At 63.7% G+C, this 26,565-nt stretch carries 19 protein-coding genes and 1 pseudogene; 10 read left to right on the forward strand and 10 right to left on the reverse strand.

The genetic code is table 11. The features are described 5' to 3' along the window. Positions 1-396, forward strand: a pseudogene (locus BN996_RS00440) (ATP-binding protein); the annotation flags it as partial. A 957-nt stretch (positions 397-1,353) separates the two neighbouring features. Then, positions 1,354-2,223, forward strand: coding sequence for a class 1 fructose-bisphosphatase (locus tag BN996_RS00450; RefSeq protein ID WP_089776710.1), 870 nt, complete (start codon positions 1,354-1,356; stop codon positions 2,221-2,223). Positions 2,224-3,085: 862 nt separating this feature from the next. Here the strand turns inward: BN996_RS00450 and BN996_RS00455 are convergent. The 6 genes from BN996_RS00455 to BN996_RS00480 all read right to left on the reverse strand — a co-directional run bounded on the left by BN996_RS00455 (position 3,086) and on the right by BN996_RS00480 (position 9,328). Then, positions 3,086-3,319, reverse strand: coding sequence for a hypothetical protein (locus BN996_RS00455; RefSeq protein ID WP_089776711.1), 234 nt, complete (start codon positions 3,317-3,319; stop codon positions 3,086-3,088). Positions 3,320-3,451: 132 nt separating this feature from the next. Then, positions 3,452-4,555 (reverse strand): oligopeptide/dipeptide ABC transporter ATP-binding protein, encoded by a 1,104-nt coding sequence (locus BN996_RS00460; RefSeq protein WP_089776712.1) that lies wholly within the window; start codon positions 4,553-4,555, stop codon positions 3,452-3,454. Continuing rightward, positions 4,552-5,598: an ABC transporter ATP-binding protein gene (locus BN996_RS00465; RefSeq protein WP_089776713.1), complete on the reverse strand. Its 1,047-nt coding sequence runs from the start codon at positions 5,596-5,598 to the stop codon at positions 4,552-4,554. Before BN996_RS00465 ends, BN996_RS00460 begins: the two co-directional genes overlap by 4 nt. Positions 5,599-5,640: 42 nt before the next feature. After that, complete coding sequence (locus BN996_RS00470; RefSeq protein ID WP_089776714.1) at positions 5,641-6,603, reverse strand: ABC transporter permease; 963 nt, start codon at positions 6,601-6,603, stop codon at positions 5,641-5,643. A gap of 100 nt (positions 6,604-6,703) precedes the next feature. Then, on the reverse strand, positions 6,704-7,708 hold the full coding sequence (locus BN996_RS00475; RefSeq protein WP_089776715.1) for an ABC transporter permease: 1,005 nt from the start codon (positions 7,706-7,708) through the stop codon (positions 6,704-6,706). A gap of 21 nt (positions 7,709-7,729) precedes the next feature. Further along, entirely contained in the window at positions 7,730-9,328 is a 1,599-nt protein-coding gene (locus tag BN996_RS00480) for an ABC transporter substrate-binding protein (RefSeq protein WP_089776716.1), read from the reverse strand. Positions 9,329-9,920: 592 nt separating this feature from the next. Here BN996_RS00480 and BN996_RS00490 point away from each other — a divergent pair. After that, positions 9,921-12,071 carry a glycoside hydrolase family 3 N-terminal domain-containing protein gene (locus tag BN996_RS00490; protein WP_089777277.1) on the forward strand — a complete coding sequence of 717 codons (2,151 nt, stop codon included), beginning with the start codon at positions 9,921-9,923 and terminating at the stop codon, positions 12,069-12,071. A 995-nt stretch (positions 12,072-13,066) separates the two neighbouring features. Then, complete coding sequence (locus BN996_RS00495) at positions 13,067-14,164, forward strand: TrmB family transcriptional regulator (protein ID WP_089776717.1); 1,098 nt, start codon at positions 13,067-13,069, stop codon at positions 14,162-14,164. A gap of 239 nt (positions 14,165-14,403) precedes the next feature. On the opposite strand, the gene BN996_RS00500 is transcribed toward BN996_RS00495, so the two are convergent. The 3 genes from BN996_RS00500 to BN996_RS00510 form a co-directional block, all read right to left on the reverse strand. Beyond that, a complete protein-coding gene (locus BN996_RS00500; RefSeq protein ID WP_089776718.1) occupies positions 14,404-15,222 on the reverse strand; it encodes an IclR family transcriptional regulator in 819 nt (272 codons plus the stop codon). A gap of 611 nt (positions 15,223-15,833) precedes the next feature. Further along, positions 15,834-17,090 carry a hydantoinase/carbamoylase family amidase gene (locus tag BN996_RS00505; RefSeq protein ID WP_089776719.1) on the reverse strand — a complete coding sequence of 419 codons (1,257 nt, stop codon included), beginning with the start codon at positions 17,088-17,090 and terminating at the stop codon, positions 15,834-15,836. A gap of 129 nt (positions 17,091-17,219) precedes the next feature. Continuing rightward, positions 17,220-18,482 carry an amidohydrolase gene (locus BN996_RS00510; protein WP_089776720.1) on the reverse strand — a complete coding sequence of 421 codons (1,263 nt, stop codon included), beginning with the start codon at positions 18,480-18,482 and terminating at the stop codon, positions 17,220-17,222. Between the two features lie 185 nt (positions 18,483-18,667). On the opposite strand from BN996_RS00510, the gene BN996_RS00515 reads away from it, so the two are divergent. The 6 genes from BN996_RS00515 (at position 18,668) to BN996_RS00540 (ending at position 24,842) form a co-directional block, all read left to right on the forward strand. Continuing rightward, a complete protein-coding gene (locus BN996_RS00515; RefSeq protein ID WP_089776721.1) occupies positions 18,668-20,419 on the forward strand; it encodes an ABC transporter substrate-binding protein in 1,752 nt (583 codons plus the stop codon). Between the two features lie 75 nt (positions 20,420-20,494). Further along, complete coding sequence (locus BN996_RS00520; protein ID WP_007275956.1) at positions 20,495-21,454, forward strand: ABC transporter permease; 960 nt, start codon at positions 20,495-20,497, stop codon at positions 21,452-21,454. A 1-nt stretch (position 21,455) separates the two neighbouring features. Then, positions 21,456-22,460, forward strand: coding sequence for an ABC transporter permease (locus BN996_RS00525; RefSeq protein ID WP_089776722.1), 1,005 nt, complete (start codon positions 21,456-21,458; stop codon positions 22,458-22,460). Next, positions 22,457-23,533, forward strand: a complete 1,077-nt coding sequence (locus tag BN996_RS00530) for an ABC transporter ATP-binding protein (protein ID WP_089776723.1) — start codon at positions 22,457-22,459, stop codon at positions 23,531-23,533. The genes BN996_RS00525 and BN996_RS00530 overlap by 4 nt, the downstream gene beginning before the upstream one ends. Continuing rightward, positions 23,530-24,636 (forward strand): ABC transporter ATP-binding protein, encoded by a 1,107-nt coding sequence (locus BN996_RS00535; protein ID WP_089776724.1) that lies wholly within the window; start codon positions 23,530-23,532, stop codon positions 24,634-24,636. The genes BN996_RS00530 and BN996_RS00535 overlap by 4 nt, the downstream gene beginning before the upstream one ends. Continuing rightward, positions 24,633-24,842, forward strand: coding sequence for a hypothetical protein (locus BN996_RS00540; protein WP_089776725.1), 210 nt, complete (start codon positions 24,633-24,635; stop codon positions 24,840-24,842). Before BN996_RS00535 ends, BN996_RS00540 begins: the two co-directional genes overlap by 4 nt. Positions 24,843-25,386: 544 nt before the next feature. Here the strand turns inward: BN996_RS00540 and BN996_RS00545 are convergent. Continuing rightward, positions 25,387-26,544, reverse strand: coding sequence for a sialidase family protein (locus tag BN996_RS00545; protein ID WP_089776726.1), 1,158 nt, complete (start codon positions 26,542-26,544; stop codon positions 25,387-25,389). Between the last annotated feature and the right edge of the window lie 21 nt (positions 26,545-26,565).

A 26,565-nucleotide genomic window follows, 5' to 3' on the forward strand; every position in this document is an offset into this window, starting at 1 on the left:
CTCGCGGCGCTGTTCGGCGCGGCCGACGAGGCGGTCCGCAACAGACACCGGAGCATCACGGCCGCCGACGTCGCCGCGGGCATCGCCGCGGTCCCCCAACCCTGCGTCTCGCTCGGCCGCGTGCTCGCGCTCCCGGAGAACCGCCAGCAGGTGCTCCACGAACTCCTCGCGTTGCGCCCCGACCAACAGGAGTCGGTACAGGCGGCGAGCCAGCACATCGCCAAATCGGTCGACCTCTCGGCGACGACGGTCAAGCGAATCCTCTACGAACTCGCCGAAGACGGCATCACCCGCCGAGTCACGGCGGAGCGCGTCGACCGGAAGGGGCGGCCGCCGAGCCGACTCGAACCGCAGTTCCCGACGGTCGTGTTCGAACGGCTGTTCGCCGCTCAGTAATCCGTTTCCACTTATCGACAAAGAATTTAGTACAACTGGTTGTCACAACTCGGTATGGGACTGACTAGTAACCGACGGTCCACCGCTGGCATCCTCGCTCTCTGTTGTGGACTCCTTTCGACGATGATCGCTGTGGAGGTTATCGGCGGCTATCTCTCGTTAGAGGGACTGCCGGTCGTGTATGGCCTTCTGGGACTGTCAGCAGTCGGAGCTCTCGTGTCGAATCGGTTCAGCCGAACCGCCTCGTGGAAGTCTCTGCCTCTGTACGGCGCATTGACGTTTGGCAGTTCGATTCTCCTGTTTCTCTATCTGTTCTCTCTAACAGATGCGTGATGGTCCTTGCCCCGGCGTTGGTGCATCACTAGAGCCGTCAGTTTCAACCGATGACTGGAAATCTGTCAAAAAGAGTGTGAAACAGACAGACGGTGTAGCTCTCACGGGGGCCTCGTTATTCCATCGTACCGACGCTGAACTAACCGCTCAGTGGCGCGTGCGTAGTGAACGAAAAGCATTCGCGCGAACGAGCGGTCCGAAGGACCCGGTAGTGAGCGCGATTCAGCGGTCGAGCGAACCGAGACCGGCTTTTTGGCATGAGCGGGGTTTCGCCGAGCGGTCCCCGCAGCGAAGCGAGGAAACCCGAGGCGAAAAGCGGTTCTTCTGTACGTAGCGATTTGAGCTGTCCACATTGAGTGCTGAACCGATAACCGACTCGCGCCTGTATTCAGCACGAATCCAACAACCGCCACCAGCGAAGGCATCAACAGAGCCGGAGTCGAAAACCCGCCGCCAACTCCGCCGTCGGCGTCGTGCAACGCTTACGCGCGGGGACAGAACTATACTTCGCCCACGGGACCAGTAGGTAATGACGACCACCCCGACGCCCGTCCGTGCATCGCCCGTCGGCGCTCCGTCGAACCGCTTCGGCGCGCCCGCGCCTCCGCGGGGTGTATCGACCGCATGACAGACGCATCGAGTCGGGAGGACGACGTGGTCGACGCCGTCGTCGAGACACTCTGTGCGGCCGCGCCGTCGATTCGGGCGGGACTGCCCGGCCGGCGCGTCTACGAGGATGGGACGAACCCGAGCGGCGAGCGCCAGATGGAGGCCGACACGTACGCCGACGAACTGCTGTTGAAGCGGCTTCGCCCCCTCGAAGGCGTCGGCGAGTACGCCAGCGAGGAGCGCCCCGACGTCATCGACGTCGGCGAGGGCGTCTCGGTCGCGCTCGACCCGCTCGACGGGTCGACGAACCTGAAGCCGAACAACGTGATGGGGACGCTCTACAGCGTCTACGACGAACCGCTCCCCACGGGCGGCGAGAACCTGCTCGCCGCGGGCTACATCCTCTACGGCCCGGTGACGACGCTCGTGGCCGCCCGCGACGGCGTCGTCAGCGAGTACATCCTCGAATCGGGCGTCAAGCGCCCGCTCCGCGAGGAACTGACGCTGCCCGACGACCCGGCCATCTTCAGCTTCGGCGGCCGCGTCAACCGCTGGTTCGACGAGTTCGAGGCGTTCGCCAGCGAGACCGAGCGGACCGAGGGGATGAAGCTCCGCTACGGCGGGTCGATGATCGGCGACGTGAACCAGATTCTCCACTACGGCGGCGTCTTCGCGTACCCCGCCCAGACCGACGCACCGAGCGGGAAACTCCGCCAGCAGTTCGAGGGCTTCCCCATCGGCTACATCATTGAGTGCGCGGGCGGGCGGTCGTCCGACGGCGAGGTGTCGCTTCTCTCGGGGACGCCCGACGGTATCCACGACCGCGTCCCGGTCTACATCGGCAACGACTCGCTCGTCGAGTCGCTGGAAGCGCGACTGGACTGACGGTCCGACCCACGCGGTGACGGAGCGGCGGTCCGATACGAGCGTGCCTCACCGACACCCACCGAACCGAGCAACGCGCTCGCTACCGCGTGGGTGACACCCCCGTTCCGACCGCGGATAATTTATCATTTTCGCTAATATTCAATTTAAAATTCCGTTTAGCAGTCTCAGTCTCTAGATCACAACGCCTGCAACTTGACTCGTCAGTCAACTGTCGATGCGATTCGAGGCACACAGTATTGTTTTATTTATTAACTTATGTCGCAGCTCAGGTGACTTCCACTCGCAGGAGGAGGGACTTGGTCAAAACAGCTCCCACGCGTGCGAAACCGAGTCTTCACGAGGTTCTGTTCAACGTGATCGAATCGAGTTGACCGGGGAATTCGGGAAAGGGTCCGACACCCACGGTCAACCACGAGGGAATCGTGCGAGAGATCGTGTCTCTGGTGGGAGCGGGACAGCGTACTCAGAGCGGTCCCACGGTGTCCGACTGATTTGGGGTCAAGAACCGACCGGCACATTATTGTAGTATTAGAACACAATTGCCACATCAAATCCGAGCATAGTTGGTGAGTCGATCGCTGACCTCGCTGTCATCTCAGGTGAGTCGTCCGCGGTCATCGGACTGACCGTTTAATATACTATAGTTGTCATACTGGGTTTCTATCTATTTTGTTTACACGGTTAACCGCTTCCGTGGGGCCGAACGGAGACCACCTGGCTGGTGTCTCTAGGGAGCGGTTGGGTGCTTTGCCGGCTCGACTTACTCAGCGGCGGCCGGGTGTCGCGCAGGCAGCGCGCTTCTCGTGAGACCGGCCGGCCGCTCCCTCGCCGAGTGCTCAGCGCCGTCGTCAGTACCGTGTCACTCCTCTACCGAGCGCTTCGTACAGAGCCAAAAGCCGCCGCCAAACCCGACCACCGTGACCGCAACGAGGCCAACGTCGACGAGCGCAATCGCGTACGCGGCGGTTCCCGGTTCGAGATACAACAGCGAGAACCCGAGCAGGAGCCCCATCACGATGCCGATTGCGACGAACAGCGGGAACCGGTCGCGCTGGTCGCAGATAACGTCGACAACCGTCTCTATCTGTGCCATACGGTACCGTTTTTCGCACTGATTATCAAGTTCCCGATTCGACCGATACCGGTCAGGCTTCGGTCGAGATGGAACGGCGGGTTCGAACCGGTGACAAGCGAGTGACGCGGCGGCGACGACCAACCACTCACATCAGTCGCCCTCCTCCGTCAGCGGGTCGCTATCCCAATAGGAGTGGTTCGGGTCGTCTCTGAAGCAGGCGACGCGGTGGCCAGCGGCCTCGCCGGACTGTTGGAGTCGTGGCACCTCTCGGCACGCCTCACGGGCTTCGGGACAGCGCGTGTGGAAACGGCACCCGCTCGGTGGGTTGACCGGGTCTGGGATGTCTATCCTCCGCATCGGCGGCTCACCGGCCTCGCCCGACTGTCGGGACAGGTTCGGCGTCGCCCAGCGGAGGACGTTCGTGTACGGGTGACTGGGGTCGCCGATGAGTTGGTCTGCTGGACCGACTTCGACCAGATTTCCGAGATACATCACACCGATTCGACCGTCTCCGTGTTCCGCGAAGTACCGCGCGTTCGAGAGGTCGTGCGAGACGAACACGAACGAGGTGTCGAACTCCGACTGCAAATCGAGCATCAGGTCCATCATTTCGACCCGTAAGGAGACGTCGAGTGCGCTTATCGCCTCGTCAGCGAGGATTACGTCGGGATTCATCAAGAGGGCGCGACAGAGCGCCACGCGCTGTTTCTCCCCGCCGCTGAGCTGGTGTGGGTACCGGTCCGCGAAGTCCGATGGGGGGTTCATACCGACGCGTTCGAGAAGCGCGTGAATCCGCTCGCGGCGTTCGCTGGTCCCGGCCTCCGGGTGAGTGAGCTTGATCGGCTCCGCGAGGATGTTCAGAATCCGCCGGTTTGGGTTGAGCGAGCTCCCAGGGTCCTGATGGATGATCTGGAGCGACGACCGAATCTCGTCGAACGGAATCTCTCCGTCGCCGTCTTTGGCGGCCCAGATGTCCTGTCCTTTGTACGTCACCGTCCCGCCCGTCGGTCGCTGGAGTCCGATGGTCGTCTTCCCGAGTGTGGTCTTTCCACATCCGCTTTCCCCGACGAGTGCGAGGACGTCGTTCTCCTCGATGTCGAGCGAGACGCCGTCGACCGCTTTGACCACGTCTGGCTCCTCGAAGAGGTCGAACAGCCCTTGGTCTTTTTCGAAGTTGACTTCGACGTTTTCGAGTGAGATGAGTGGCTCGTCGCGTTGGTCGAACTCAGCCGACGGTTCGTCGGCGCGGCTCACGACCCACCACCTCCCGAGACCGGAACGAACTCCTCGGAACGGTCGAAGTGCAGCGCAATCTCGTCTCGCGCGTCTTCCGCGTGGTGACAAGCCACGGCGTGGCCGGCTTCGAGTTGCGTGGACGCCGGGTCTTCAGCTCGGCACTCATCGGTCGCAAGCGGACATCGCGGTGCGAACGAACACCCCTGCGGAACGTTGACGGGTGCTGGACTCTGGCCTTCGATCGGTCGCATCTCTTCGAGCGGTGCTTCGATGTCCGGCGTCGCATTGAGCAACGCTCGCGTGTATGGGTGCCCACTGTTCCCGATGAGTTGCTCACGGTCGCCGACCTCGATGAGTTGGAAGGCGTACATGACGGCCATCCGGTCGGCGAGCTCGGCGACCAGTGGCAGGTCGTGGGTGATGAACACCATCGTCAGATCGTACTTCTCCTGTAGGTCTTCGAGGAGCGTCAGAATCGAACGCTGCATCAGGAGGTCGAGTGCGGCGGTCGGTTCGTCCATCACCAGCACCTCGGGTTCGAGAACGAGCGACAGGGCGATGAGTGCCCGCTGCTGCATCCCGCCGGAGAGCTCGTGCGGGTACGACGTCAGCACGCGCTCCGGGTCGAGGTACAGGTCAGAGAGGAGTTCACGGGCGAACTCCATTCCCGACGTGACGTCGGCGTCGTGGGCCTTCAGCGTCTCTCTGAAGTGCCCGCCGATCTTCATCGTCGGGTTGAACGAACTCATCGCGCCCTGGAAGACCATCGACACCTCCTCCCACCGGAACTCTCGACGTTCGTCGTCGGAGAGTTCGAGCACGTCGACCGTGGTCCCATCGTCGCGGTGGTAGAGTATCTCACCGGACAGTCGTCCGGGGTCGGGAATGGCGTCCAGCATCGAGTCGGCGAACATCGACTTGCCGCTTCCGCTCTCGCCCACGATGCCGAGAATCTCGCCACGTTCGATAGACATGCTCACGTGGTCCAACACGAACGTCTCGCCGCCGTCGTACGTGACGGCCGCGTCGTTAATCTCGATGATTGGGTCGTCTGTCGTCATAGCTGTCGTAGGGGTTGTCGTTCCGCGCCGTTTGGCAGTCATCTACAGTACCTCCGTCATCCCGGTGTCTTTCTCGTCGGTCGAAGCGGTCGACGCTGACTCCCCCGTCAGACGAGTCCGAACGCGCGGGTTGAACACGCGGTCCATCCCCTGTCCGAGGAGGATGAGTCCGACCGAGAGGCCGATAATCGCGGCCATCGGAACGAGAAGCCAGTGTGCGGCGCCCCAAGAGAACAGGGCACCACCATTGTACGCGAAGTTCAGGGTGACGCCCCAGTTCTGGTCGGAGTACGGCAACACGCCGAGGAAGAACAGCCCGATCGACGCGAACACGACGTACCGCGCGGCGAACACGAAGTTGACCGTCACGTACGGCATGATGTTCGGAATCACGTCCTTCAGGATGATTCGCGGCGTGCTCACGCCCATCGTCCGCGAGGCTTCGACGTAGTTGTTCTCCCGAATCGTCAGCACCTGCGAGTGGATCGACCGGCCGAGGCCAGCCCAGTAGTTGATGTTGATGACGATGCCGAGCAGGATCGGGTTCTTTGGATTGAACGTAATCGCGAGAATCATCACCAGCGGGAGTCCGGGGATGGCCATGACGAAGTCCGACACCGACATCAACGCGCGTCCGACCGAACCGCCCTTGTACCCAGCGACGGTCCCGACGAGGACGGCGATACCGGTCGCCCAGAGTCCACCCGAGGTGACCATCAACAAGATGTCCGGGGTCGAGTGGATGATGAGTGCGGCGAGGTCAGTCCCCGACGCAGTCGTCCCGAGCGGGTACTGCATGCTCTCGAACAGCGTCAGATACCGAGGGGCCTGACTCGTCGAGGGCTCTCGCCAGAGACCGAAGACGGCCACGAGCGCCAACGCCACGTAGAAACCGATGACGAGCAGTCCGAGTCGGGTTCTGCTGTCCGACCACGCGACGAGCATCGGTTCCAAGACGGTTTCCTCGTAGAACTCTCGAAGTCGCTCCTCACGAGTCACCGTCATCGACGACGAGGCCGACCCTCGCCAGTCGACGCCGGCACCGTCCGTAACCGCTGCGCTAGACACCGATTCGCTGGATTCGGATTCGCTGGATTCCGCTCTCTCAGTACGCTTCATCAGAACCTCCGGAACTGATTCGCGGGTCGATCTTGCTGTAGGTCAGGTCGGCGATGTAGACGCCGACGACGAGCGCGACGGTGATGACGAGGAACGTCGCCATCATGAGCGGGTAGTCGTTCGCCTTCAGCGCGGCGAACATGTAGTAGCCGAGTCCGGTGTACGAGAATATCTGCTCCAGAATGACGGTCCCCGACAGGCGGAATCCGAGGAGCAGCAGGAACCCGGTGTACATCGGAAGGATGGCGTTCCTCGCGACGTACCGAGTTGCGATACGACGGTCGGCGAGTCCCCGGAGCCTCGCGACACGGACGTAGTCGTTACCGAGCACCTGGATACTGTTCCCCCGCATGGCCAACGCCTGCCCGCCGATTCCGCCCAGCGCGTACGAGAAGATGGGCAAGAGACTGTGTTCGAGTGCGCTGAGCAAGAACGGGACGCTCAGTTCCTTCTCGACGTTGGTCCCGACTGTTCCCGCCGTCGGCAACCATCCCCACTGGTACGCGAAGACGTACAGCGAGATGACGGCGACGACGTAGAAGGGGACGGACATGAGGCCGATCGAAAGGCCACTGAACCCCTTGTCGAACCGTGAACCCTCCCAGTAGGCCTGTAACGACCCGAGGAAGATACCGACGGTGAACATGAGAATCGTGGACACCAGGACGACGAACACCGTCCACGGCACCGCTTCGGCGATGACCTGTGCCACCGGTTCGCCCAGCGAAATCGACTCGCCGAAGTTCCCCTGTGCGACGGAGCCCATGTAGTCCAGGTACTGCCGCCAAAGCGGCGCGTTGGGGTTGATGTTCTGGAGATTCGAAATCCGAGCGTCGACCTCCGATGCCGGAACGCCCTGCCGAAGCAGTTGCGCGCGCAACTGCGTGAAGGGGCCGCCTGGAAGGAGCCGAATCAGTCCGAACGTGAGCGTCGCGACCGCGAAGATGGTCGCGAACACCCTGGCCGTCCGACGGACGTAGTAGTTACTCATGGTTGCGTTGCTCCACTCCGATTACCGCTCGGCCGTGAGCTGCCCCTGGCGTGGGAGCCACTCGCTTGGCCACTTGATTGCTCGGTCGTCGCTCCCCTCCGCCGGGACGTCCCACTCGTCGGTGGTGAGCCACGACTGTTCGAACTTCGCAACCAGTCCCAGTACTGGGAGGTTCTGGTTGTGGTGCCACGCGACACGTTTGATGAGTTCCTCCGTCGCGGCTCGGTCCTGCGTGGTCGAAATCTCCTGCACCACCGAGAGTGGGTCGATAGTCGTCTCGCCGCCGTCCATCCCGGGGACAGTCTGTTCGCCCTCCGGGAAGTTGTGACCGCCGTCGATGTCCGGGTTAGTGAGCTGCCAGCGGAGCGGGAAGTACGGGAACGACGACCGGGCACCACCGGGCATCCAGTAGAACGCGCCGATCTTGAAGTTGGATTCGATGTAGCCGCCGAAGAAGTCTCCCGTTGGCTTCTGGCTGATTTCGAAGTCGAAGCCGAACGCGTTCAACTGGTCGACGACAGTGTTCGTCGCCGTGGTCCAGTCCGTCCAGCCGGCGGGCGTGTAGTACGTCCCACCGAGGGTTCGACCGCTGCTGTGCGTCCACGTGCCATCTTCCTTCGAGTAGCCAGCCTCCCGAAGGAGAGACGCGGCTTTGTCTGTCTGAGACGCCGCCATGCCGTAACTCTCGAAGGTGTCGTACGCGTCACCGAGCCACGATTCCTGGTCGTCCGGGGCGATGCCAGTAACCTTCGGTGCGGGTGCTTTCGTTCGTGGCCCTGCATTCTCAACGACCTGCTGGCGATTGATGACGTGAGCGACGGCTTGCCGGACGTTTCGCTTCCCGAAGTCGGGGTCGTCGTGATTGAACAGGACGCCGTACCCCCACTTCGCAGAGATGGTGACCTCTTCGACGGAGTCGGGGAAGTTGTTGACGATTTTCGGCGGCGCGAAGAGGCTCGTGACGAAGTCGAGTTCGCGGCCCATCAGACCCTGTTGGAGTGCGGTGTTGTCCGCCCGCGAGAGAAGCGAGATGCCCGCGAAGTTGACGTTATCAGCGCCGTAGTATTCGGGGTTCCTCGTGAGTTCCCACGACTGCTTCGACTTCGACGCGACCGAGAAGGGACCGCTCGCGACCACGTCGCCTTCGTATTTGAACTGCTGGAGCGCCTCGGCGTCTTTGTCGAGGAACCGTTCGAAGGTCGGATGGTACGCGAACAGTCGGAGCGACCCGTTGGCGAGCGTGTGTTTGATGACCTCCGGGTTGGACGGTCGCTTGAGGTTGAGAACGACGGTCTTGTCGTCTTCGCCCCGTTCGACGCTCTCGGTGAAGTCCCAAAGCGACGTGTTCATCTTCTTCATCAGGCGGAACTGGGTCAGGACGTCACGCGCGGTCACGTCCTCGCCGGTATCCCACAGCAGGTCGTCCCGGAGCGTGAGCGTCACCGTCTGCCCGTCGATGGACCACGAGTCGAGCGCGGCTAACTCGAACTCACCGGTCGAAAAGTTGTAGGCGGCGAACCGTTCGAAGACGAAGTTCCCTGCTCGTGGGTCGTAGTTCTGCGTCGCTTCCGGGTTCAGGTGGAGGTTCGTCGGGACGCCGTTGTTCGTGGCACCGACCATCTTCTTGTCGAGGACAGTCGCCCCACGCGTCTCGGAATCGTCACCGCCGGTCTCGCCTCCATTGGACCCGGTCGTGTCCCCGTTCGAGCCACCGTCGTCGGTCGTTCCCCCTCCGGTGGAAGCACCACTACACCCCGCAAGGGCTGCGATTCCGGTTGCACCGGTTAGTTCGACGAAACTGCGCCGGCTAATCAAGTCGCTAAAGCGGCCAGTACTGTCTGACATGACGTACTGATAACAAACCACACCCATTGTTAATAAATATTTGGTTGGGTGTAGCAGTTGTCTGCGGTAACACTTCTCCCAAGAGGGCCACACCGAACACGTCGGAGTCGGATTCGGATTCGGAGTCGGATTCGGATTCGGAGTCGGATTCGGATTCGGAGTCGGATTCGGATTCGGAGTCGGAGAACGCGGCACGGTCACGCTCTCGTCGCGAAACACGGCCGCCTGAGCGGCGCTACTCATGCGTTGGCAAATGTATAAGTAGTAGCGGCTTTCTCTTCGCCGTATGCAGTCAGAAAGCAAGCACCCCCCTTACAGAGATGAGACTCTCCCGACCGACAAGCGCATCGAGGACCTTCTCGACCGAATGACGGTCGAAGAGAAAGTCGGGCAACTCGTCGGCACGTGGGCGGGAGAGCTCGACGAGTTCAAATCGGTCGAAACGGTCGAAGACGAAATCGTCGAATCCGGAGTCGGCGCTGTCGCGTCGTTCGGATGGGCCGGGGCGCTCGACTCTCGAATCGACGACGTGGTCGAGACGGTCAACCACCTGCAAGAAGTCGCGCTGTCGAAGACCCGACTCGGCGTCCCGCTGTTGTTCAACGTGGATGCTGTCCACGGTCACGCGTACGTCGCCGAAGGGACGGCGTTCCCGAACGGACTCGGGATGGCGGCAACGTGGGACGAAGACTGCGTCGAGAGCGCAGCAGCGGTCACTGCAACCGAAGTCCGAAAATCGGGGGCACAGCAGAACTACTCGCCCACGTGTGACGTTGCCCGAGAGCCGCGGTGGGGTCGCACCTTCGAGACGTTCGGCGAGAGTCCATTCTTGTGCGGGCGGATGGCAGGTGCGATGGTACGTGGATACCAGGGCGACGGTCTCGACGACCCCAACTCCGTGGCGGCAACCGCGAAGCACTTCCCGGCCTATAGCGAGCCCGCACGGGGGGAGGATACTGCCCCCGTCGAAGTGTCCTCGTACCTCCTTCGAAACGTCTTCTTACCGTCGTTCGTCGACGCGATCGACGAGGGCGTCGCGTCCGTTATGCCCTGCTACAGCGCGATCGACGGGAAACCCGCACACGGCTCACGCGAATATCTCACGGAGCTTCTGCGAGGGAAACTCGGATTCGATGGAACCGTCGTCTCTGATTGGAACGGGGTCCGGATGCTCCACGAAGACCACCACGTCGCGAGCGACCACCGCGAGTCGGTCCGGATGACCCGCAACGCTGGACTCGATGTCGCGTCAGTCGATGCGGTCGCGCACGCGGACCATCTCGTGTCGCTCGTCGAAGCGGGGGCGGTCGCAGAGCACGCCCTCGACGAGAGCGTCAGGCGCGTCCTCGACCTCAAATTCCGGCTCGGGCTCTTCGAAGACGCGTTCGTCGATGCGAACGAGGCGCGGGACGTCGTCGGTGCCGATGCCCATCGGGCCGACGCGTTAGCGACCGCGCGGAAGTCGATGACGCTCCTGCAGAACGACGACACGCTCCCGTTGGACCCCGGTGCCGACGTTCTCGTCGCTGGACCGAACGCAGACACCCCCGTTCACCAACTCGGTGGCTGGAGCGTCCCCGACGAAGCGGGCACCGACGTCATCACAATCAAAGACGGAATCGAATCCGTGTGCGATGGGACGGTGACCTACGAGCGGGGGACGACGATAACCGAAGCAGACGATATCGACGCCGCGGTCGAAGCCGCGAAGGATGCGGACGTCGCGGTGGTCGCCGTCGGAGAAAACTGGTATATCCACGAGTTCGGGCCGACCGCGGAGAGCGGTACCGCTCCCGACGAGTTTCCGAACCGAACCACGCTCGAACTCCCCGATGCGCAGCGCGAGCTCGTGACAGCGTTACACGAGACGGGGACGCCCGTCGTTGGCGTCCTCGTCACCGGTCGACCGCTGGCCGTGGAGTGGATGGCGGAGAATCTTCCCTCGCTGCTGCTGGCGTACTACCCGGGGACGATGGGTGGTCAAGCCGTCGCGGAGACGCTCTTCGGGGCGTGCGACCCCGGCGGGCGGTTACCGATTTCGTTCCCTCGGTCCGCGAGTCACCTTCCGACTCGGTTCAATCACTTCTCGCATCCGGCACCGATCGGTCCCGACGAGCATCTCCCGTCGTACGACCCGCTCTTCGAATTCGGTCACGGGCTGAGTTATACTGCGTTCGAGTTCGGCTCGATGACCGTGACGAACGAACGGATTTCACCCCACGGGACCACGACAGTCGAACTCCCCGTGGAGAACGTCGGGGACCGACGCGGTTCGACCGTCGTGCAGGTGTACGTCACCGACCAGGCCGGAACGCGCGTAACCCCCGTCAGGGAACTCTGTGGATTCGAGCGCGTCTCGCTCGACCCCGGCGTCACGGAGACGGTATCGGTCCCCATCGATGCGGCATCGATCGGGCGCGTCGACGAAACTGGGAGGGTGTCGGCGGTTCCGGGTGAGTACACCCTTCGTGTCGGCGAGCAAGACGTCACGATTACCGTCGAACCGAAATCCAACTGACCGACCCCGTCGCGGACTGAGGACCCCGTTTCGAGCGGGGTTTCGGCGGCGATATTCCTCCCGGCGGCGCTCCGTGGAGAGAGCCCCGCCAACACGTGTCCTCCCGCTCGACGCTACGGCGAGAACAGACACGGAGCTGTCTCCTGTTGAGCCGTCGCCCCGTGTTTCGTGAAGCTCTCACGGACGACCTTCGAGCCGTCGTTCGGTATCCTGCGGGGAGCTATTGTCTGACATTCGGCCACATGCAACACACATATCTCACCCATCAGGTCATATCAATTATAGATTGAGAAAACAAATCAGCTGAGAATAAGGTTGTCGAGAATTCTTTCCTCCCTAAAATCGACATTAGAGCGGATGGAAATCGATTTTCTGTTTCAACTAGTCCCATGAGGTAAGATGCCGAACACGAGCAGATTTTCTGTATAGGACGATGAAAAATAAGTTCGCCGACATCCTAAACCCCTTCTGGAGGGCTTCTAACGGCGTGTCTGGGAGTGACGGCAGAATCGATTCGATTCTCGGTCGGTACACGGAGTCTCGTCACCGGCTTAGCTATCATACTCTAGAGTATTTATGGGGCGGGACCGACGCATCTATTACAAAATTACTGCCGTAATGTCCGGCGGTGCCCTCCGTTCGTAGCGTTCCCTCAAGAGAGATCGGGGACAGTCACTCGGCAGTTGACTCGTGGTTCGAGACAGGCATCGTACGTTCGACTGGCCTGGGTGAGTCGTGATCTCGGGAGCGGTGTCTCTGACGGGTCCCGGATGTAGTATATCGCCCACCAACGACGTCCGAAGAAGTGACAGATGTTCAACTATTACTGAGAAATCCGAACGGTGAACTGTTCGCGGGCGACGGCAGTCGCTTTGAGGCGGTCGAAATCCCCCACACAGGCGTCTTACCACGTCCCGGTCGAACGCAAGCGACCCCCCGAGCCGGGGTCGGGCATCAGCGAAGTATTCATTGTGAACGATTGTGTGGGTGCGGGTATGGACCGCGAAACGCTGACGAAAGCCCTCGAATACGCGGACCTCACGTCGTACCAAGCTGACGCCTATCTCACACTCCTCAAGATGGGCGTCTCACCTGCTATCGAGGTGGGCCGTGAGAGCGCGGTCCCCGTCTCGCAAGTGTACGACGTTCTCCGGGGCCTCGAATCGAAGGGATACGTCGAAACGATCGAACGAGAGAAACTGTACGTCCAGCCGTGCGACCCGGAGGCGGCGATGGCGGACCTAGAGTCCAGGGGTGAACTCCTCCACGATGCCGCCGAAGCGGTCCGCGAGCGGTACCGAACTCCCGAGCGGATGGACGCCCGAGTCGGCGTCACCAAGCGTGTCGACACAGCAGTCGAGAACGCACAGGACCTCATCGACGACGCAGAAACCGTCGTGGAGGTCGCCGGGTCGTTCGAACAGCTCCAGTCGCTTTCCCCGGCGCTTCGAGAGGCCCGCGACCGAGGTGTCGTCGTCCGTGCGTCCGTCTACATCGACCGGGGTGATGAACCACCCGCAGCGTTCGACCCGAGTGGGGTGCTCTCAGAGCTTCGCGTGTGTACCATTCCGGGACCGCTCCTCGTCGTCATCGACCGAAACCGGACGTGTTTCGGACCGAACACGCGCTCCGACGAAGACTACGGCGTCCTCGTCTACGACCGTATCCTGCCGTTTGTCTTTCACTGGTTCTTCCTCACCTGCCTGTGGAACCTCTACCCGACCGTCTACCTCGACGCCGAAGATCAGTTCACCTACGTCACCATCGAAGAGTTCATTCGGGATATCGTCCCGCTTTGGGAAAGCGGGTTCGAACTCGGGGTCACTGTCGAAGGTGTCGACCTCGCGGATGGAGGAGAGACGACTGTCGAAGGGAGCGTCGCCGACATCTCGTTCTACGGAGACGAGCGACCGCCGTCGCGATTGGCACTGTCCGACCTGGGAGCGTACAAGAACCTCACGCTCGATACGGGCGATGAAACGGCCGTCGTCGGCGGGTGGGGCGCTGTCTTGGAAGACATGGAGATACGGACGATTACCTTGGAGCGTGTCGACATCGGAGAGACACCGTTCACCCACGAGAGACGGGACTGACGGTTCAGTTCTTCCCCCTTCGAGCGGCGGACGACGGCCGCGGGACGGCTCTTCGAATCACAACACCGACAGTGTTCAAACACATGATATTTTCGAAGATGGTGCGAGGATTATCCCCGGTGTAACGGTCGGGACGACGGTCAGAGCACCGAATCGCCCGACCGAACACCCTGAAATCGAGAGAGATGCCACAAAAGATTACGGGCATATCTGTGTCATGGCCGTCGGGGGTTGGCGGTTCAGTCGAAGCGCCCGGCGTTGGAACTCCGCGCCGCCATGTTCATGTTCACCTCGATGATGTTGGCCGTGCTCGTGACCATCTCGGGGATGGTGTCGCGGAACTGCTCGCCTTTGATGCGACTCGTCGGCCCCGAGACGCTCAGCGCGCCGAGGACGGTGCCGTTGCGGTCTCGAATCGGCGCGCCGACCGCGCGGAGGCCCTCGATTTCCTCCTCGTCGTTGCAGGCGTATCCCCGCTCCCGAATGGCGTCGAGTTCGTCGAACAGCGCGTCGCGGTCGGTGATGGTCGCGTCGGTCTTCGCCGGCAGGCCGTGTTGGTCGACGATTTCCCCGACCCGACTGCGCGGGAGGAACGCGAGGATGGCCTTCCCGGTCGACGACGCGTGGAGGTTGTCCGGGCGCTGAATCTTCGAGCGCTGGTACTGGCTGCCGACCGCGCGCTCGCCGCGCACCTTGAGCAGACTGATGCGCAGGCCGTGCTGTTCGGTCGAGAGGTGGGCGTACTCGCCGGTCTTCTCCGCGAGCGCCTCGACTTCCTCCTTGCCGACCTGGTAGAGTATCTGCTGGTTGCGCACGTACTCGCCCAGAAGCAGGAACTGGAGGCTAAGATGGTAGCTGTCGCCGTCCTTGGCGACGAGGTTGTTCTTCCGCAGGGTCGCGAGGTGGTTGTACACCGTGGACTTCGAGAGGTCCAGGTAGTCGACTAACTCGGCGACGCGCGCCCCGTTCAACTCTTCGAGCGCCCGGACGACGCTGACCGCCGTGTCCACCGTGCTCAGCGTGCGGGACGGCGCATCGGTGTTGGGGTTCTCGGGCATGCTACGAGAACGTCCATCTGGTGTCATAGCTGTTCCGAATATCTTGCAATCGAAATGGGATGAGGGAAATCGGTGTTGAGACCGGGGCTCGAAGCGGATATCACTCGATAATTGTCCAGCAAGCGACGGGGCCGTGAGACGACCGGGTCCCGACTTGCGTGAACGAGCGCGCGACCCGTGACGCACCCGAAGCGACGCCCGTCGCTCGAACCCCATTGATTGCCAGATACGCGGAATCAGCGTCGCCCTCGATATCCGGCCGCTCGGCGGCGCTGTTCGCGGTCGCACCGCACACGTCCCGGAGAGTCGTTGTATTTGATGACAACGCCCGGGACAGAGCGAGTAGCCGCAGGTTTCGCGGGGGGAACTCGATAACTCTCGGGGCGAGGGTTCGACCGGAGCGGCACGGAAAGCCGCGGTTCGCGTTCGAGCGCGCCCCAGACGCTGGTACACGAGCGTCCGCCCGCGACACGGGCTGACCCAGTGTCGCGTGTTACATATCGAGACAGGTGCCGCGGTCGCGACGAAACCGCGGTAGAGACGCAAATATGGCCGTGAAATGTGTGAAAACGGAGAACTAGTTCACGACGAGGCGGGCCGCCGGCCGCGGCTCACGCGCCGGCGAGGCGAGCGAGCGTCCCCGCGAGAACCGTCGCCGCGGTCGCACAGTCCTCCCAATCGGTCCATTCGCGGGGGTTGTGCGAGAGGCCGTCCGCCGACGGAGCGAACAGGAGCACGGCATCGGTGACGTCGGCAACATTTGCAGTATCGTGCATCGCCGCGGAGTGCATCCGTTTCGCGTCGATATCCTCGGCCGCGGCGGCGTCGAGGGCGGCGGCGACGCAGTCGTCGGCCATCTGGCTGGGGCGCTGGTCGCGGTAGCGGTCGAAGTTCGTCTCGACCGGGTGGGCGGCTTCGAGCTCGTCGAGGGCGGCGGCGGCCCGCTCGGCGATGGCGTCCATCGCGCGGTAGTCCACGTCGCGGATGTCCATCTGCAGGGCGACCTCCCCGGGGACGATGTTGCGGGCGTTCGGGGCCACGTCGAACTGGCCGACGGTCCCCACGGCGGTCGAACTCCGATTCTGCGCCACGTCGTCGGCCGCGGCTCGAAACGCCACGACGAACTCGCTCGCGGCGACCAGCGCGTCGCGGCGCTCGTCCATCGGCGTCGCGCCCGCGTGGTCGGCCTCGCCGACGATGTCGGCCGCGCAGGTCGTGATGCCGGTGATGGCGTCGACGACGCCGACCGACGCGCCCGCGGACTCCAGCACCGTCCCCTGTTCGATGTGGAGTTCGGCCCACGCGTCCCACGCCGCGGCGTCGACGGTGTCGGTCCCGCGGAAGTCGATAGCGTCGAGATGGGCTTCGAGGGTCGTGCCGTCGGCGTCGCGGAACGCGAGCGCGTCGGCGGCGTCGCGCGTCCCCGTCGCCACCGACGACCCGAGCAGGCCGTGGGAGAAGCGCGCGCCCTCCTCCTCGGTGAACGAGACGACGTCGATGGGGCGGTCGAGCGCGAGGTCCGCTTGCCGTTCTTGGAGCGACCGGACCGCTTCGAGCGCCGCGTAGACGCCGAGCGGGCCGTCGAAGATACCGCCCTCGGGGACCGAGTCGAGGTGACTGCCGGCGGCGACGGGGGCCGCGTCGGGGTCGGCCCCCTCGGGAACCCACCGGCCGGCGACGTTGCCCACGGCGTCGACGCGGACCGAGAGGCCGGCGTCGCGCAGTCGCTCGACGAAGTATTCGCGGGCGCGGCGGTCGGCGTCGCTCCCGGTCAGGACGGTGCGGCCGCGTCCCGCCGGCACGTCGATGTCGCCGAAGCGGGCGTTCGCTTCGATGTCCTCGCGGAGTCGTTGCTGGGAGGCCTGCATATGCGGCTCAACTCACAAACGGCGTCTATTAATTGTGCGTGTTCGTGGCAGGTTCTACGGGGTACTGGCGGCGACAGCGGGCGAGACGCGCGGCTGGTCGGGGTCGAACAGCCGGGTCGAGTCGCCGCGTTAGAGCGTTCGAATCGTCCGACACACAACGTCGACGCCGATGTCGAGGGCGTCCTCGTCGATGTCGAACCGCGAGGTGTGGTGGCCGAACTCGTTGCTCGCGCCGATGCCGACGTAGGTCGCCTTCCCGCCGTGTTCCTGCACGCGCCGGATGAGGTAGGAGGCGTCTTCGCTGCCGCCGATGTCGAGTCGCGGGACCGTCTCGGTCACGTCGTCGAGGTCGGCCGCCGACGCGAGGACGGCCTCTATCATCTCGTCGTCGGCCGTGAACGTCGCCGTCTTCCCGTACAGCCCCGTCTCGACGGACACGTCGTGCATGCCCGCGGCGTGGTCGAGCACGCGCCGGGCCTTGTCGAGCATGTACTCGTTCAACTCGGCGGTCCCGCCGCGAACCTCGACGCGGAGGCGCGCCTCCTCGGCGATGATGTTCTGGGGGTTGGGCGACTCGAACTTCCCGACGTTGATGCGGGTCGCGCCGTCGGCGTGGCGCGGAATCCCGTAGAGGTTCTGGACCGCGGCGGTCGCCGCGTGCAGCGCGTTGCGCCCCTCGTTGGGCGCGTTGCCCGCGTGGCTCGGCGCGCCCTCGAAGGTCACGTCGAGCTTCGCGTTCGAAAGCGGGTTCTCGTAGGCGGCGATGACGGTCCCCGTGGGGTTGCCGAGGCCGAGGTGGAGCGCGAGGAAGTAGTCGATGTCGGAAAGCAGGTCGGTCTCGCTCATCGGCTTGCCGCCGCGCCCGCCCTCTTCCGCGGGCTGGAAGAACAGCCGGAGCGTGCCGTCGAACCCGCCGTCGTCGTCGATGTCGCGGGCGATGCCGAGGCCGATGGCGGTGTGGCCGTCGTGGCCGCACGCGTGCATCTCGTTGGGGTGCGTGCTCGCGAAGCCGACCTTCGCGGGGCGGTGTGCCTCGTCGCTCGACTCGGTGCGTTCGAGGGCGTCCATGTCGACGCGGACGCCGACGGTCGGCCCGTCGCCGAACCGCTTCTCGGCGACGAGACCCGTGACGCCGTCCATCCGGTCGAGGTAGGCCTCGGGTGCGCCTTCTTCGCGTGCTCGTTCGACTGCGGCCGCGACCGCGTCGTCGTCGGGGACTCCGAGGCGCTCGTCTTCGGCGACGGCGTCGGAACCGAGGTGGAGCGTGAACTCGCGCTCGTCGAGCGCGGCGGCGATGAGTGCGGTCGTGCGGAACTCCTTCCACCCGGACTCCGGATGGGCGTGAAGGTCCTGTCGTAACTCTCGCAGGGAGAGCGTGCTGGCGTACGCCATGCCCCCGACATTGCAACCACCCCGTTAAACTGTTTGGGAAGCGGTAGCACAACGAACTCGACCGGACCATAGTGAGAAATAGTGCCAAGATTGTGAGAGTTTGGCAAAGATATAAATAACGGTGTTTCATGAGCTAAGGTATCACGCGTACCGCTACAAGGGTGTGTACGTAGCTCCAGAAAACAATGGCAGACGACAACATTACCGAGGTAAACATGGACAGACGGCAATTTATCGCGGCCGCGAGTGCGGTCGGCGCGACGGCGTTCGCGGGCTGCACCGGCGGTGACTCCGGTGGCTCCGGTGGCTCCGACGGGACCGAAACGAGCGGTGGAAGCACCGAGAGCAGTTCGTCGGGCGACTCGGGGGAGACCGTCCGCGTCAACGTCGCGCTCGCCGCGGAGCCGTGGAACTTCGACCCCGCGCTCTGGACGGACACCGCGACCAGCACCATCGGCGGCCTCATCTACGACGAGGTCATCGAGCTGACGCCCGACTCCGAACTCCAGCCCGGACTCGTGACCGAGGTTCCCGACCCCGTCGACGGCGGGACCGCGTTCGAGTACACGCTCCGCGAGGGTATCACGTTCCACAACGGCGACGAGGTGACCGTCGAGGACTTCAAGTACTCCGTCGACTGGATTCTCAACCCCGACAACAACTCGCCGGTCAAGAGTCGCCTCCCGTTCGTCGAGGACACCGAAATCGTCAGCGACCGGACGCTCCGGCTCAACCTCTCCCAGCCGTTCGGGACGCTCAACTGGTGGCTCACGCGCGGGCTCGAAGGCATCGTCCCCGAGGGCTCCCGCGGCGACACCGCGGAGGGCAAAGGTCCGAGCGGCCTCGCGACCGACCTCACGCAGGACCCCTCCGGCGCGGGCACCGGCGCGTTCAAATTCGTCGAGTGGAAAAGCGGCAGTCACGTCCTCCTCGAAAAGAACGAGGACTACTGGAAGGACGGCGCGCCCGCCGTCGACGAGTTCAGGTTCGACTTCATCGGCGAAGACTCCACGCGCCTCGCGAACCTCCGTTCGGGCCAACTCGACCTGACCGACAAGGTCCCCCCGAAGGACTTCGAGAGCCTCAGCGGCCAGCCGGACATCACGACCGAGTCCGTCCCCGGCAACTTCACGCAGGTGCTGTACGTGAACCTGATGGAATCCGAGGGGAACCCGATGAGCAACCGGCACAACCGCCGCGCGGTGCTGTTCGGCATCGACCGCGAGGAGATTCTCGACGAGGTGTTCTACGGGCAGGGTGCGGTCCAGAAGGGACCGTGGTACCCTGAAAGCGACTGGACCTCGCCGAAGCTCAAGGAGATGCAGATGTACGACCCCGAGAAGGCCAAGAAAGAACTCGAACTCGCGGGCAACCCCGACGGCTTCGAGATGGACATCATCGCCACCAAGGGGTCGTGGTTCAAAGACGAGGCCGTCGTCATCCAGAACCAGCTGTCGAAAATCGGCATCGAGGCCAGCGTCACCGCCGTCGACAAGTCCACGCTCCTCAATCAGGTGTACAGCACCGATTCGTGGCACGCCGCGATGGAGGACTGGGCGCAGTCGATTCCGGTCGCCACGTCGTGGCTCGACGCCGGCTACGCCGACAACAACCACAACCACAACAACTGGCACCACCCGTCCGAGGACCTCGAAGACATCTACGCGCCGAGCGGCCCCGACGCGCCCGAAGACGTCGAGGGCGACTTCTCGAACGGCCACGAGTGGTACGTCTCGAAGCTCCGCGAGGCGCAGGCGTCGACGGACGAACAGGAACAGAAGGAAATCGTCTGGGAACTGGAGGAGTACCTCGTCGAACACGGCATCCAGATCGACATCGCCTACGTGAACAAACTCGAAGCGTGGCGCAACGCCGTCAACGACTACGAGGTGGGCACGTTCCAAGACAACTACCGCTTCGTCTCGAAGGGTGAGTGAGGAGCCGATGCACACGCGTTCGCGTCGGACTCGTCGACCGCCGGCGGCGACCGAGGAGGTGACTCAGCCGTGAGCATGTCCCGGTTCGTCCTCAAGCGCCTGCTGTTGAGCATTCCCGTCCTCCTCGGGGTGAGCGTCGTCGTCTTCGCACTCGTTCACCTCGCGCCGGGCGGGCCGGTCCGGGTGATGCTCGGCCCGCTCAGCAACGAAGAGCTCGTCAGACAGATTCGCCTGGAGATGGGGCTCAACCGCCCGCTGTACGTCCAGTACGGTATGTGGGTGCTGGACGCACTGCAGGGCGACTTCGGCGTGTCGTGGACGGTCCAACAGGGGACGCCCGTGACCGACATCATCGTCGAGCGCATCCCGCTGACGGTCGAGCTGTCGATTCTCAGCATGATTACGGCCGTGCTCATCGCCATCCCGGCGGGCATCATCAGCGCCGTCCGCAAGGACAAGCCCGCTGACCACGCCGCGCGCATCGCCGCGCTGTCGGGCATCTCGATTCCCGACTTCTGGCTGGGCATCATCCTCATCATGATCTTCGCGGTGCAGTTTTCGTTCCCGTGGGCGACCGGCGGCTGGACGCCGCCGTGGGTCGACCCGGTGGCGAACCTCCAGCAGTTGTTCCTCCCGGTCATCACGCTCGGGACGGCCTACTCCGCGCTCATCGCCCGGATGATGCGCTCGGAGATGCTGGACACGCTCAGTCAGGACTACGTCAAGACCGCCCGCGCGATGGGCATCGGCGCGCGCGAAATCGTCCTCAAGGACGCCTCGAAGAACGCGCTCATCCCCGTCGTGACGGTCATCGGCGTCGGACTCGGCCAACTCATGAACGGCGCGATTCTGACCGAGACGGTGTTCAACCTCCCCGGTATCGGGAAGCTCCTGATACTGGCCATCGACCGTCGCGACTACCGCATCATCCAGGCGCTCATCCTGTTCATCGCGAGCGTGTTCGTCTTCGCGAACCTCGCGGTGGACGTGCTGTACGCCTACCTCGACCCCCGCATCAGACACGATGGAAACTAACATGGCAACGACAGACCAGACGGACGAGGCGGTGCCGGCCGCGCAAGCCCCCGGCACGCACCACAGTCAGTTCGAGATGTTCTGGAAGGAGTTCCGCCGGAACACCCTCTCGCTCGTGGGGAGCGCGATCATCCTCACGATGCTCCTGACCGCGCTGTTCGCGCCGTTTCTCGCCCCCCACGACCCGACGACGCAGTTCGAGGCACCGGACGGCGAACACAACCCGATGCCGATGGGCACCGAGATGCTCGTCGAGAACGACGCCGGCGAGGTCGTCGGCACGACGACGGCCTACCTCGGCACCGACCACCACGGCCGGGACATCCTCTCGCGCATCATCTACGGGTTGCGGACGCTGATGACCGTCTCGCTCGGCGTCGTCGGCTTCGCGATGGCGCTCGGCGTGACCGCCGGCGCAATCGCCGGCTACTACCGCAACACGTGGGTCGACGAGATCATCATGCGCTTCATGGACATCCTGTTTTCCTTCCCGAGTCTCATCCTCGCCATCGCGGTGCTCGGCGTCCTCGGGGTGGGAAGCACGGAGTACGGCTCGTTCACCCTCCCGAACATCGTGAAAGTCATCGCCGTCATCGGCGTCGTCTACATCCCGAGTTTCGCGCGCGTCATGCGCGGCTCAGTCCTCAAGGAGATGGAAGAGGACTACATCGACGCCGCGAAGTCCCTCGGCGCGAGCGACCGACACATCCTCGTGAAGGACATCGCCGTCAACACCCTGCCGACCGTCGTGGTCCAGGGGACGCTCTACATGGGGACGGCCGTCCTCGCCAGCGCCGCGCTGTCGTTCCTCGGGCTCGGCATCCAACCGCCGAACGCGAGCCTCGGGCTGATGCTGTCGAACGCCCGCGGCTACCTCTACAGCGGCGAGTGGTGGTACTCGGTGTTCCCCGGCCTCGTCATCGTCGTCACCATCCTCGGGTTCAACCTGCTCGGCGACGGCCTGCGCGACGCGCTCGACCCCCGCAACGACGGAGGCGAGCGATGAGCGCCGAACCGGACGAACAGCCCGTGCTCGAAATCCGCGACCTCGTCACGCGATTCTACACCGACGAGGGAACCGTCAAGGCCGTCGACGGCTCGTCGTTCGACCTCTACGAGGGCGAGACGCTGGGCATCGTCGGCGAGTCGGGCTCCGGCAAGTCCGTGACCGCGCTGTCGATGCTCCAACTCGTCGACTCCCCCGGTCGCATCGAGGGCGGGAGCGTCCGCTACCGCGGCGACGACCTGCTCGAAAAAAGCGAGGCCGAAATGCGGTCGATTCGGGGCAACGACATCGCGATGATGTTTCAGGACCCGATGACGAGCCTCAACCCCGTGTTCACCGTCGGCGACCAGATCAGCCGGGTCATCAAGACCCATCAGGACGTGTCGGACGCGGCGGCCCGCGAGCGGACCATCGAACTCATGGCCGACGTGGGCATCCCCGAACCGACCTCGCGCGTGGACAACTACCCCCACCAGTTCTCCGGCGGGATGCGTCAGCGCGCGCTGCTGGCGATGGCCATCTCCTGCGAACCGGACGTGCTCATCGCCGACGAGCCGACGACGGCGCTCGACGTGACCATCGAGACGCAGATATTCAACGTCCTCGACAGACTGCAGGAGAAGTACGGGATGAGCATCATCCTCATCACGCACGACCTCGGCGTCGTCGCCGGGACCTGCGACCGCGTCGCCGTCGCCTACGGCGGCCGGGTCGTCGAGCGCGCCGGCGTGGACGACCTCTTCGAGAACCCGCGGCATCCCTACACCCGCGGCCTCATGCGGTCGATTCCGCGGCTCACCGACGACACCGACCGGCTGACGCCCGTCGAGGGCGACGTGCCGAACCTCACCGACCTGCCGTCGGGCTGTTCGTTCCATCCACGGTGTCCCCACGCGACCGCCGAGTGCGAGTCGTACGACCCCGAACTGCGGGCGGTCGAACCCGGCCGGGAGGCGGCGTGTCTCCACGCCCGCGGCTACGACCTCTCGCCGTCGGCCATCGAGACGGAGCGCGCGGAGGCGGACGGCGGACGCCCCACGGCCCCCGCGACCGACGGAGGTGAGTCGCAATGAGCGACGAGCCGCTGTTGTCCGTCTCGGGGCTCCACAAGCACTTCACGCAGAACGACGGCTTCATCGACCGCCTGCTCGGAGCCGACGAGACGGTGAAGGCCGTCAACGGCGTCAGCTTCGACATCGAGCGCGGCGAGACGCTCGGACTCGTCGGCGAGTCGGGCTCCGGCAAGTCGACGACGGCGCGGTCGGTCCTCCGACTGGACGAGCCCACGGAGGGGACGGTCAGCTACGACGGCACGGACCTGACGGCGCTGTCGGACCGGGAGATGACGGAGATGCGAAAGCGCATCCAAATCGTCTTCCAGGACCCCGCGTCGAGTCTCAACCGCCGGAAGACCGTCGGCCAGATAATCAAACAGCCGATGGAGATTCACGGCCTCTACGAGGGCGAACGCGACGCCCGCGTGGACGAACTCATGGAGACGGTCGGCCTGCCGCCGCAGTACTCCAACCGCTACCCCCACGAGTTCTCCGGCGGCCAGCGCCAGCGCGTCGGCATCGCCCGCGCGCTCGCTGTCGACCCCGACTTCATCGTCGCCGACGAGCCCGTCTCCGCGCTCGACGTGTCGATTCAGGCGCAGATTCTCAACCTCCTCGACGACCTGCAGGAGGAGTTCGACCTGACGCTTCTGTTCATCGCTCACGACCTCAGCGTGATTCGCCACGTCTGCGACCGCGTCGCCGTGATGTACCTCGGCGAAATCGTCGAACTCGCGGACGCCGACGAGCTGTTCTCGAACCCCCAACACCCCTACACGCGGGCGCTGTTGGGGGCGATTCCGCAGCCGGTGCCGGAGCTCGCGCGGCAGCGACAGGTGCTCGAAGGCGAGGTCCCCTCGCCGCTCGACCCGCCGTCGGGCTGTTCGTTCAACCCGCGGTGCCCCGAGGCGACAGAAGAGTGCGCGTCGGTCGATCCGACGCTCGACGACGTGGCGGGCGCGACCGGCGGCCACAAGGCCGCCTGCATCCACGTCGACGAGTTCGAGACCGGCGCGGGCGTCCCGAGCGCCGCGCAGGACGTCGACGAGCGGTTCAGCATCGAGAACTTCGACGCCGAACCGACGCTCGTGACCGACGGCCGGGGCGACGACGACAGATGAACGTCGCCGTCAAACCGATGCTTCGCATCGTCCTGACGTTCGCCATCGTGTGGTTCTACCGCGGGCTGTTGCCGCCGCTGTCGCCCGTGGCGAGCACCGTCGCGCTGGTCGTCCTCGCGGTGCCGACGTGGGTGGTCGTGAGCCGCCTGCTTTTCAACTCCGGCGGGACGCTGGCGATGATAGACGACGAGTTCGACCGCACGTAGCGGGGGCTCTCTCGCCTCGGTAGCCGCCGGGGACCGTCGCGCGCGACCGGGTGGATAGCGTTCGCTTCGAGCTACCACAGGTAGCGTATGGCGAAGTCGATTTCCCGATAGCATCGAACGATATAGTGTGAAATAGACAAGAACACATCGTGGAAATCGGCTGGCGCATCGATTCGAATCGACTAACTAAATGGACCTAATCGCGTGCGATAGCGGATATAGTCGGTATATAAACAATATGTGTTAATATTCGGGTTAGAATCATAATAAAATTCTATTTGGGTTCGATATTAACGTTGCCCCAAATCAGATAGAGAGTCAGCACAGGAACAATATTGTATATTTAAAGCAATGCATTGTTGTCGAAATCACGTCTTCTGTGTTTTCGTCGCATGCCTACTCGGGGACGATAGCAGTTCCCGCGGACTGCGCCGCGGACGACGAGCGAGCCACTAGTCGGGATACATCGAAACGGCGACTCATCTGACGAGACGGTGCCACGGCTAGTGGCAAAAGCGCGGTTACGAGGTCGTTCGCAGGGCGGTCATCGCTCGGCGAGAAGTTCTGTCGGGTCGAATCTGGTGGCCGCGATGTGTCGTGGACCCCCGTCGACGGCGACGTCGTCGCCGCGTTTGTTGAAATAGTACGTGGCGAGGATGGTCCCGTCGTCGAGCACGGCCGCCCGCGGGTAGCCGAGGTCGTAGTTCGCGCCGTCGTCCCGGAGAATCCATTCTCGGCTCCACGTGGCACCGTCGTCGTGGCTGACGCGGGCGCGGATGCCGTACGGCGGGTGGCGGTAGCCGTAGATGCACACGAGCGACCCGTCGTACTCCAGGAGTTTGCTCGGTGCGCCGAGGTCGTTCACGCGCGAGACGAACGACCAGTTGCGCCCGTCGTCGGTCGAGCGGTAGATCTCGGTCCACTCGCAGTCGACTGAGATTTTACACCGAACGGCCGCGACGAGCGTCCCGTCGTCGAGCAGCACCGGCGAGGGACACAGCATGCGGTACTTCTCGCTCCCGTCGATCTGCGACAGGAACGACCAGTTCTGTCCCCCATCGAACGACGCGTACACGATCGGCACGTCGTGGGGGTCCGTGGCCGTTTTTCCCGTCAGCATCAACAGGAGCGTGCCGTCTTCGCGAGTGATGTACGACGGACGGCCCTGTATTCGCTCGAAGTCGAACATCGGGAGGCGCTTCGCGTCGCTCCAGGAGTCACCACCGTCGTCGGACAGTTTCACCCAGGGAACCGCGTCCGAGGCGGCCGAATGCGGCGACGACCAACAGGCCATGAGGGTATCCCGGTTCGAGAAGTCGTGGGGTTCGACGTCCGGAATCTCGTTGTAGAGCACCTGTTCGGAGGTCTCGACGTTATCCGAGATGACGCCGTCGTCCGTCCACGTGTCGCCGCCGTCGGTGGTTCGCATCGCACGGATAGCGCCGTAGGTCTCGATGCGCGCGTGGCTCAGCTGGTTCTGTTTGTTCTCGGTCGGGGAGACGACGCTCCCGTAGCGAACGACCTTGGCGTCGTGGAGGTTTTCCGGCACCGAGTAGTCGCAGTCGTGGTTGATGAACGCGACGACCACGCCGTCATCGGTCTTCCACATCCCGCCGTTGAAAGGCCACGCCGAGAACTCGTCGTCACCGTGGTAGACGACGGTGTGTTCGGCACTCTCGACTCTCTTGGGTGAAGCTAGCATGCGTCTGTTTCACAGAGTTGG

The organism is Haloferax massiliensis (assembly GCF_001368915.1).
Lineage (GTDB): Archaea > Halobacteriota > Halobacteria > Halobacteriales > Haloferacaceae > Haloferax > Haloferax massiliensis.

Coding starts and splice junctions, on each gene's coding strand:
- BN996_RS00450 (WP_089776710.1), top strand. CDS start 1,354: ATGACAGACGCATCGAGTCGGGAGGACGACGTGGTCGACGCCGTCGTC.
- BN996_RS00455 (WP_089776711.1), bottom strand. CDS start 3,319: ATGGCACAGATAGAGACGGTTGTCGACGTTATCTGCGACCAGCGCGAC.
- BN996_RS00465 (WP_089776713.1), bottom strand. CDS start 5,598: ATGACGACAGACGACCCAATCATCGAGATTAACGACGCGGCCGTCACG.
- BN996_RS00470 (WP_089776714.1), bottom strand. CDS start 6,603: ATGACGGTGACTCGTGAGGAGCGACTTCGAGAGTTCTACGAGGAAACC.
- BN996_RS00475 (WP_089776715.1), bottom strand. CDS start 7,708: ATGAGTAACTACTACGTCCGTCGGACGGCCAGGGTGTTCGCGACCATC.
- BN996_RS00480 (WP_089776716.1), bottom strand. CDS start 9,328: ATGGTCGGTGCCACGAACAACGGCGTCCCGACGAACCTCCACCTGAAC.
- BN996_RS00490 (WP_089777277.1), top strand. CDS start 9,921: ATGACGGTCGAAGAGAAAGTCGGGCAACTCGTCGGCACGTGGGCGGGA.
- BN996_RS00495 (WP_089776717.1), top strand. CDS start 13,067: ATGGACCGCGAAACGCTGACGAAAGCCCTCGAATACGCGGACCTCACG.
- BN996_RS00500 (WP_089776718.1), bottom strand. CDS start 15,222: ATGCCCGAGAACCCCAACACCGATGCGCCGTCCCGCACGCTGAGCACG.
- BN996_RS00505 (WP_089776719.1), bottom strand. CDS start 17,090: ATGCAGGCCTCCCAGCAACGACTCCGCGAGGACATCGAAGCGAACGCC.
- BN996_RS00510 (WP_089776720.1), bottom strand. CDS start 18,482: ATGGCGTACGCCAGCACGCTCTCCCTGCGAGAGTTACGACAGGACCTT.
- BN996_RS00515 (WP_089776721.1), top strand. CDS start 18,668: ATGGCAGACGACAACATTACCGAGGTAAACATGGACAGACGGCAATTT.
- BN996_RS00520 (WP_007275956.1), top strand. CDS start 20,495: ATGTCCCGGTTCGTCCTCAAGCGCCTGCTGTTGAGCATTCCCGTCCTC.
- BN996_RS00525 (WP_089776722.1), top strand. CDS start 21,456: ATGGCAACGACAGACCAGACGGACGAGGCGGTGCCGGCCGCGCAAGCC.
- BN996_RS00530 (WP_089776723.1), top strand. CDS start 22,457: ATGAGCGCCGAACCGGACGAACAGCCCGTGCTCGAAATCCGCGACCTC.
- BN996_RS00535 (WP_089776724.1), top strand. CDS start 23,530: ATGAGCGACGAGCCGCTGTTGTCCGTCTCGGGGCTCCACAAGCACTTC.
- BN996_RS00540 (WP_089776725.1), top strand. CDS start 24,633: ATGAACGTCGCCGTCAAACCGATGCTTCGCATCGTCCTGACGTTCGCC.
- BN996_RS00545 (WP_089776726.1), bottom strand. CDS start 26,544: ATGCTAGCTTCACCCAAGAGAGTCGAGAGTGCCGAACACACCGTCGTC.